Genomic DNA, 7479 nt, shown 5'->3' on the forward strand with positions numbered 1-7479 from the left:
TTTTTCACACGTCTGCGCACTATGCGGTGAATTAAATCTGTGTATTCTGGCAAATGGAAAGTGTTTACCTGTTCCAAAACTGTTAAGGATTAATTACGCTAGTGCGCACTTTCGGCATTACTAAGCAATCAAGAACGATTTATCCAAATAAATCACTGCTTAAGTAACGGTCGCCCCGATCGCAGGCGATAAATACAATTACGCCTTCTTTCAGCTCCGAAGCCAGCTTAATTGCTGCAGAACAGGCGCCACCAGTGCTCATTCCCGCAAAAATTCCCTCCACCTTTGCAAGCTTCCTGGCCATATCAACTGCGTCGTTTTGAGTAATATCCATCACCCGGTCAACACGTTCCGGCTCGAAAATCTTCGGAAGATACTCAACAGGCCAACGCCTGATTCCAGGGATCGATGCCCCTTCGGTGGGCTGACAGCCTACAATTTGAATGTTGTTGTTTTGCTCCTTAAAGTATCTCGAACAGCCCATGATGGTGCCGGTTGTGCCCATTGAACTTACAAAATGGGTTATTTTTCTGTCTGTATCCTTCCAGATTTCGGGGCCTGTAGTTTTATAATGCGCCATATAGTTGTCGCTGTTTGCGAACTGATTAAGCAGAAAGTAGCCACTTTGGGTTCCTTTTTCCTCTGCATAATCGCGACAAACTTCTATACTTTCCAGCAACGTTACCTTGGCGCCAAAAGCTTCCATTGTTAAAGTTCGCTCGCGTGTTGAATTGGCCGGCATTACCAACTCAATGTTTAACCCGAACAGGCTTGCAATCATTGCCAATGCAATTCCGGTATTGCCACTGGTTGCCTCAACCAGTTTGGTATTGGCAGTAATTTCGCCTCGCTCCATTGCACTGCGAATCATGTTCAGCGAGGCCCTGTCTTTAACACTTCCGCCCGGATTATTGCCCTCTAATTTGGCGTATATTTTTACGTTTTTATTGGGGTTGAGGTGCTGAAGTTCAGCCATCGGAGTGTTCCCGATTAAATCGATAATGCCAGCCATTTTAAATTTCGTTAGTTTCGTTAATGTTTCTTACTTTGATAATTGGCGAGTGATAAGCGGTAGAGTAGGGCAGAATACTTTCTGTAATCCATACGTTTCCACCAATCACGCTATTGTGCCCGATTACGGTATCGCCACCTAAAATCGTCGCTCCCGAGTAAATGATTACATAATCCTCTACTGTTGGATGGCGCTTATTTCCTGCGAGGTTTTTGCGCACGCTTAGAGCGCCAAGGGTTACACCTTGATAGAGTTTTACGTTTTTCCCGATTACGGTGGTTTCTCCAATCACAATTCCGGTGCCATGATCGATATGAAAGTAGGCGCCAATTTTCGCCGAAGGGTGAATATCAATTCCTGTTTTTGAATGGGCATGCTCGGTTAAAATCCTCGGAATTAATGGAACGTTCGAGTTAGCAAGAATATTTGCGATGCGATAAAAGCAAATGGCGTAAAAACCGGGGTAAGTACGGATTACTTCAAACTCGCTCTGAGCCGCCGGATCGCCGTTAAAAATCGCTTCAATGTCGGTATTTAAAATGCTATATAAATCTGGGAGTTTGTTAAAAAAATGATCGGCAATTTCCTTGCAGCTCATATTCTCTTCTTTGCAATTTGCGGCAATAATGTCTGCAAGCTCACTTTGAAGTGCTGATGCCTGTTCACGAAGCTGATTTTGCGATCGTTGCACAGGCATATTATCAGGATAAAGAAAACGGATAACGCTCAAGGCCCAGTTTGAGATGACCTTGTTTGATGGAATGTTGGTTCCATAAACCTTTCGTTGGGCGAGTAAGGTGAAAAAATCGTTATCCATTGCCGTTTAATTTTATTGTCAGTGTATCAGACAAAGTTAAAATTTTTGACGCGTTAACAAGAGAATGCCCACTAAATACCTAGACTTTTTAATGTAATTTTTTGCAATTTGCTACCGACTCAGATTTTTTGCTTGCGCTAAAAGGCGACTGTTTAAGTGGTTTTCACATACGGTAGCTTATTTGCTGCCGAAGTGCGGGCGAAAAATCTTTCCGTAAATCTTGCAACTATTGGACTGCTTTGTAGCTGTTTTTATGGGAAATAAGAAGGTGAATTTGTTAATTTTCGGGTTTAAATTCTATTGGAATGATTTTTTCTCTTATCTTCAATGACTGAAATTTGCCGGAATGACAAATGGCCTATTTCAAGTGACCACCATTCAAACTATATTTAAGAGACGTTTTGACAGAACAGCAAAATAAAAAAGCAGGGCAGTTATTTAGAATTATAAAACTTTCTATTGCGAGGAGATTCGACCTACATCTTGATAAGGCTGATGAAGAGGAGGTTGTGGATTATATTAAAAGAAATTCGGATTTTCGGGGTGCAAATCTCTGGACACTGATCTTTGCCATTCTGGTTGCTTCAATCGGCCTCAATGTCAATTCAACAGCGGTTATTATTGGTGCGATGCTTATTTCGCCACTAATGGGGCCGATTATGGGTGTTGGCCTGGGTGTAGGTATTAGCGACTTCCAACTGGTAAAAAAGGGGCTTCGGAATTTGATGATCGCTACCTTGATTAGTATTGCCGTTTCTGCGCTATATTTTTGGGTAACTCCGTTGCACGAGGCTCAAAGTGAATTGCTCTCGAGAACTACCCCGTCGCTCTGGGATGTTTTCATTGCTTTTTTTGGCGGTTTGGCGGGCATAGTTGCGCAAACGCGAAAGGAGAAAAGCAATGTAATTCCTGGTGTTGCCATTGCAACAGCATTAATGCCTCCGCTCTGTACTGCGGGGTTTGCCATCGCATCGGGTAATTTATATTATTTTTTAGGCGCTATTTACCTCTATTTTATAAATAGCGTATTTATATGCATCAGTACTTATTTAATTGTTCGCTTTTTGCGCTTCGCGAAGAAACATTTCGAAAATGCCGAAACCGAGCGGAAGGTTAATCGGTACATTCTGATTATTGTTGCGGTAGCTGTTTTGCCTAGTATTTACCTGGCTTATGGCATTGTAGACAAAAGCATTTTTGAAAATAATGCACAAAAATTTATAAACGATCAGTTTCGTTTTACCAGTACGCAGGTTATTAATAAAACGTTGCGGTATAACAGAGATAAAAACGAGATAGACTTATTGCTCATCGGAACGGAGCTCCCGAAGAGAACAATCGATTCTATTAAGGGCAAAATGAAGGATTATAAGCTAGCTAATGCGAAGCTTCTTATCCGGCAGGGATTGGACGCCAAGCAAGAAATCGATTTCTCGCAAATCAAAGCAAGTATTATGGAAGATGTTTTTAAAAAAGATTCTACCGCCAATACTGCTGTGAATAAGAAAAAAGCTTTGCAAAAGGCACTTCCGGATATCCGCTCAGAACTTACAGCGCTCTATCCAGAGATGACAGATTATTTAGCGGCAAATACGGTGGTCGAAAAATTGAACACGCCTGGCAGAGATACACTTACGGTTGTGGTTGCGAGCTTTTCAAAGCCTGCTAAAAGGATCGACCGCACGAAGTTAAGGTCGTGGCTAAAATCGAGATTGGATGTAGATTCGGTCAGGTTGATTATTCCATAATCACTAACTATTATTATGAATACTTGCTTGATGGGAGAACATCAATTGAGGTGTTATGCCCGATCGTTTTCTGCCAAGCAGTAAGCTCCCATCAGCAGCAACATTTTTGTGGGCTATTCTTTGTAATTAATTCATGATAAACAAAAAAGCAAAAATAGACATCCTTGTAATTAACTTACACAAATGGTTGTCGTATAAACAACATCGTTTAAAAAAGTAAAGTGGCAAAATAATAAGACATGCTATTGTAGCATCATGCGTGTTAGCAACTGGCAAATGTGCCCTGCTATAACATTTTATACGGTCAGTGGGGCATTCTAATCCTAGAATGCCGCACGCCGTGCAGTGTAACTGCAATCATCCATCCCTATTATTTGACGAGGTCAAATTTGTATGATTATAATCCAAAATTACTACTCATTACGTATGTGGTAAATACCTATTAGGTGAAAGAGTATAAATACTCCATGTATTGATATAAATACTCCATGAATGTTACTCTGTACCGGAATATTTTTGTATACTGATTATAAAATTGTTAATTTAGAGAAATACTTGTGTTCATATGAAGTGCTTGATTGTTGATGATGAGAAAATTTTTCGGATGGTCATCAAAAGATTATTGGAGTTAGATAGCACGCTGAGCCTGGTGGCAGAGTGTGAAAGTGCTATAGAGGCGCACCAAAAAATTTTAGACGAAAAAATCGATCTCATCTTTCTGGATATTTCGATGCCCGGGATGGATGGGCTTGAGCTGGCCAAAATCCTGAAAAAGGGGTATCCGATGGTGGTATTTATGACTTCTAACAAGGAGCATGCCGTAGAAGCTTTTGATTTGAACGCTGTTGACTATTTGTTGAAACCGGTGTCAGAAGCCAGGTTTCTGAATGCCATTGAGAAAGCCAAGGATATTTTCAAAACAAAGAGCCTCGTTTTGGATAACAGAACAAGTGAATTTGTTTTTATCCGCGATTCGAATACAGTAAGAAAACTGAGTCTTCAAGATATTTTATACTTTGAGGCAACAGGCGATTACGTAAAGGTGAGCTTAAAGGATAAACACTACATTATCCACTCTTCGCTGAAAACCATTGAGCAAAAGTTACCGTCTAATGTGTTTTTGAGGGTTCACCGATCTTTTATCATTAACCTGAACAATGTCGATTCATCTGAGGGCAAAACCTTGATCATCAAGCACCACATGATCCCGGTATCCAGCGCCTATCGAAGTGAACTGAACAAGCATATGCTGTTTCTCTAACCTGAATTTAGCCCATGACCCTAATTCGACTGACTTGCAGCTTTCTAAACAAAATATAGCCAGTCTGTCTGCTTTTGCAAAACGCCTAAGCATTTTCTTGTTAACAGGAGCGCTGTTTATTTCCTGTACACCGTTGGATACGAACAAAAAGCTCGAAGTTTCGCCCGCGGCCAATAAGATATTAACAGCAGTGAGTGCCATGGCGCCTGCTTCGGACGATAAGAAGACCTTTGTTTACCTCGATTCTGCTTATCGTACTTTAAAGGCACCTACTTTTATCGATCTTTACGCTAAGTACAATTTTAAGGGCTCCCGATACCTCAGATATCATGCAAATACCGCAAAAGCTCGCATGTATGCAGACAGCATGCTGTATGTTTTGGCAGGAAAGGAAGAAACATACAATTTACGATATACCAAAGCAGTTTTTTTTAAGGGGGATGTGCTCTTTACGGAGATGCGATATAATCAGGCTTTTGAACTCTACTACAGCGGTCGTGAATTTGCCATGAAAAACCTCGATTTATGCAATATTTTCGAGTATACCTATCGTATCGGGATGGTGATGTATAAGCAAGAACGTTACCTTGGGGCGGTTCCCTATATTAAGCGGGCTTTTTACGAAAGCAGGTATTGTGAAGGCGAGGCGAATGGATATAAGGTTTATATTTCGCGACAGGGGTACCTGAATACGCTGGGCATTTGCTTTGAAAAGGTGGGAATGCTGGATAGTGCAATTTATTACTACCGGAAATCGCTTGCCTTTATTGAGCATGATGTTCCTGCTTTGCCCGAAAACGCCAGGTTTAGGAGCGCCGCCCGCGGAATAGTATACGGAAACCTTGGTGGTGTTTATGCTAAGCGCAATCAACTGCAGCTAGATGAAGCTTACCTGAAAAAAAGTATTGCTATAAACGATCGTCCGGAAGGCGACCTTGGCGATGCCCGAACAGCTAAGGTAAAACTGGCGAGGCTGTACATCCAGATTGGCAACATTGATGAGGCCAGGTTGTTATATGATCAGTTGAAAGAAACATCGCAGAAACAGGAGCGACCTTTATCTGTTGATGACGAAATGGACTTAGACCAAATCGGATCACAATACTACCGCAAGATAAATAACTTTTTTTTGGCCTATAAATATATAGAGCGTTATAACAGTTTGCGAGATTCTGTTTATAGGTCGAAAACCGACCTGATGCGGAGCGATTTAGATGCTGCCTTTAGGGTGACTGAGCAAAATTATCAGATTGCCTTACTTGCTAAAGACCGGCAAATCAAGAAAATTTATATGTTCAGTTTTGGCATACTTTCGGCTATTGCCATTGGTGTGCTGGCGCTGGCGTTGAGAAACAAAAAAAGGTTGACGATGGTAAACGCTGAGATTACCGCCCAAAACGCCGGCCTCCAAATGACGTTAAAGGTACTGGAACTGAGCCAAAAGGAAAACAACCTGATGATTAAGATAGCGGCACATGATTTGAGAAATCCAATTGCAGCGGTAATCAATGCGGTTGACATATTGAGGTCTGCCAAGCTACCCGATAAGCACCTCGAGATACTTGAGCTACTTGAAGATTTAAGCCAGCGTTCGTTGGAAACGATAGACAGCCTCCTGAATATCAATCTTGATACTGAAAACATTACCAAAGAGCCAGTTGAAATGGAAAGGTTTCTATTTCAATGTGTAAATCTCCTAAAATTTAAGGCCGTAGAGAAAAATCAACATCTCGAGCTTTCTGCTTTTCAGGTAGTTGTTGAAGTCAATAAAGAAAAGATCTGGCGACTGTTTAGTAACCTGATTTATAACGCCATTAAGTTTAGCCCTTACGGTTCGCAGATAAAAATTGGTATGGAAAGGGAAGATGACGACCTTGTTTTCTTTGTACGCGATTTTGGTATTGGTATTCCAGAAGAATTGCAGGATAAAATTTTCGATATTTTTACTGAGGCCAAACGATTTGGAACCTTGGGCGAGCACCCGGTTGGCCTTGGGCTGGCCATATCGAAACAGATTGTACAGGCGCATGAAGGAGAAATATGGTTTGAAAGTGTCGTTGGAGAGGGAACAACCTTTTACGTAAGGCTTCCATTAAAAAAATGCAATCCAAATTTAACACGGGCGTGATTTAGTCGACAGCTTTAACTTACCCCAAAAGCGGTTCATAAAATACCGCAAATAAGATTACACCCCGGCTTAAGCGCCTAATGGCTTTTCTTTAGGCCCATCAATTTGCAAATTAAAAGCTGTTGTCATTTTTAAAGCCTGTTTAAATCTGATGCAAACAACCTTCGTTATGGATCAGGCTACCCGGTTTTCATGCTTCCAAAAACGCTACCAGGTTGCAACGGTAATTGCGGGAGTCGTATAACCAAAAAAAATTTAACGGCAGACATTGCCAGCGCGTATCACTTGCGATTTCAGTTGTCATGTTTTTTTTAAAAATTTCGACGAAAATCGTCCCATTGCCTCAGCTTATTCAAATGCAATAAAACCGTAAGGTACCTTTCTCCACCTATTTTTTCTTCTTCTTCGTAACCGCCGTTCGATTGATAAGCGTTCTTGCTTTTTTCATCGATATTCATAAACGACCGAATGGCTAGCCAACATAGTGACGATCACCAGGTAAGCAGAAAAGTG

Annotated in this window: 6 protein-coding genes; 3 read left to right on the plus strand and 3 right to left on the minus strand. The window is 41.3% G+C overall.

Annotation, left to right across the window (positions count from 1 at the left end; all coding sequences use genetic code 11):
• Nucleotides 1-139 precede the first annotated feature (139 nt).
• A complete protein-coding gene (gene cysM / locus IZT61_RS17610) occupies nucleotides 140-1012 on the minus strand; it encodes a cysteine synthase CysM (RefSeq protein ID WP_196098336.1) in 873 nt (290 codons plus the stop codon).
• A gap of 1 nt (nucleotide 1013) precedes the next feature.
• On the minus strand, nucleotides 1014-1829 hold the full coding sequence (locus IZT61_RS17615) for a serine O-acetyltransferase (protein WP_196098337.1): 816 nt from the start codon (nucleotides 1827-1829) through the stop codon (nucleotides 1014-1016).
• A 401-nt stretch (nucleotides 1830-2230) separates the two neighbouring features.
• On the opposite strand from IZT61_RS17615, the gene IZT61_RS17620 reads away from it, so the two are divergent.
• The 3 genes from IZT61_RS17620 to IZT61_RS17630 all read left to right on the plus strand — a co-directional run bounded on the left by IZT61_RS17620 (nucleotide 2231) and on the right by IZT61_RS17630 (nucleotide 6966).
• Nucleotides 2231-3577, plus strand: coding sequence for a TIGR00341 family protein (locus IZT61_RS17620; RefSeq protein ID WP_196098338.1), 1347 nt, complete (start codon nucleotides 2231-2233; stop codon nucleotides 3575-3577).
• Between the two features lie 565 nt (nucleotides 3578-4142).
• Entirely contained in the window at nucleotides 4143-4838 is a 696-nt protein-coding gene (locus IZT61_RS17625) for a LytR/AlgR family response regulator transcription factor (protein WP_196098339.1), read from the plus strand.
• A gap of 34 nt (nucleotides 4839-4872) precedes the next feature.
• Nucleotides 4873-6966, plus strand: a complete 2094-nt coding sequence (locus IZT61_RS17630) for a sensor histidine kinase (protein ID WP_196098340.1) — start codon at nucleotides 4873-4875, stop codon at nucleotides 6964-6966.
• 311 nt (nucleotides 6967-7277) lie between these two features.
• Here IZT61_RS17630 and IZT61_RS17635 read toward each other — a convergent pair whose 3' ends face one another.
• A complete protein-coding gene (locus IZT61_RS17635; protein ID WP_196098341.1) occupies nucleotides 7278-7424 on the minus strand; it encodes a hypothetical protein in 147 nt (48 codons plus the stop codon).
• Nucleotides 7425-7479 lie beyond the last annotated feature (55 nt).

This window comes from Pedobacter endophyticus, assembly GCF_015679185.1.
GTDB lineage: Bacteria > Bacteroidota > Bacteroidia > Sphingobacteriales > Sphingobacteriaceae > Pedobacter > Pedobacter endophyticus.

What these genes read in the sequence shown, in the direction of transcription:
- IZT61_RS17625 (WP_196098339.1), top strand. Translation starts at nt 4,143, where the DNA reads ATGAAGTGCTTGATTGTTGATGATGAGAAAATTTTTCGGATGGTCATC.
- IZT61_RS17615 (WP_196098337.1), bottom strand. Translation starts at nt 1,829, where the DNA reads ATGGATAACGATTTTTTCACCTTACTCGCCCAACGAAAGGTTTATGGA.
- cysM (WP_196098336.1), bottom strand. Translation starts at nt 1,012, where the DNA reads ATGGCTGGCATTATCGATTTAATCGGGAACACTCCGATGGCTGAACTT.
- IZT61_RS17635 (WP_196098341.1), bottom strand. Translation starts at nt 7,424, where the DNA reads ATGAATATCGATGAAAAAAGCAAGAACGCTTATCAATCGAACGGCGGT.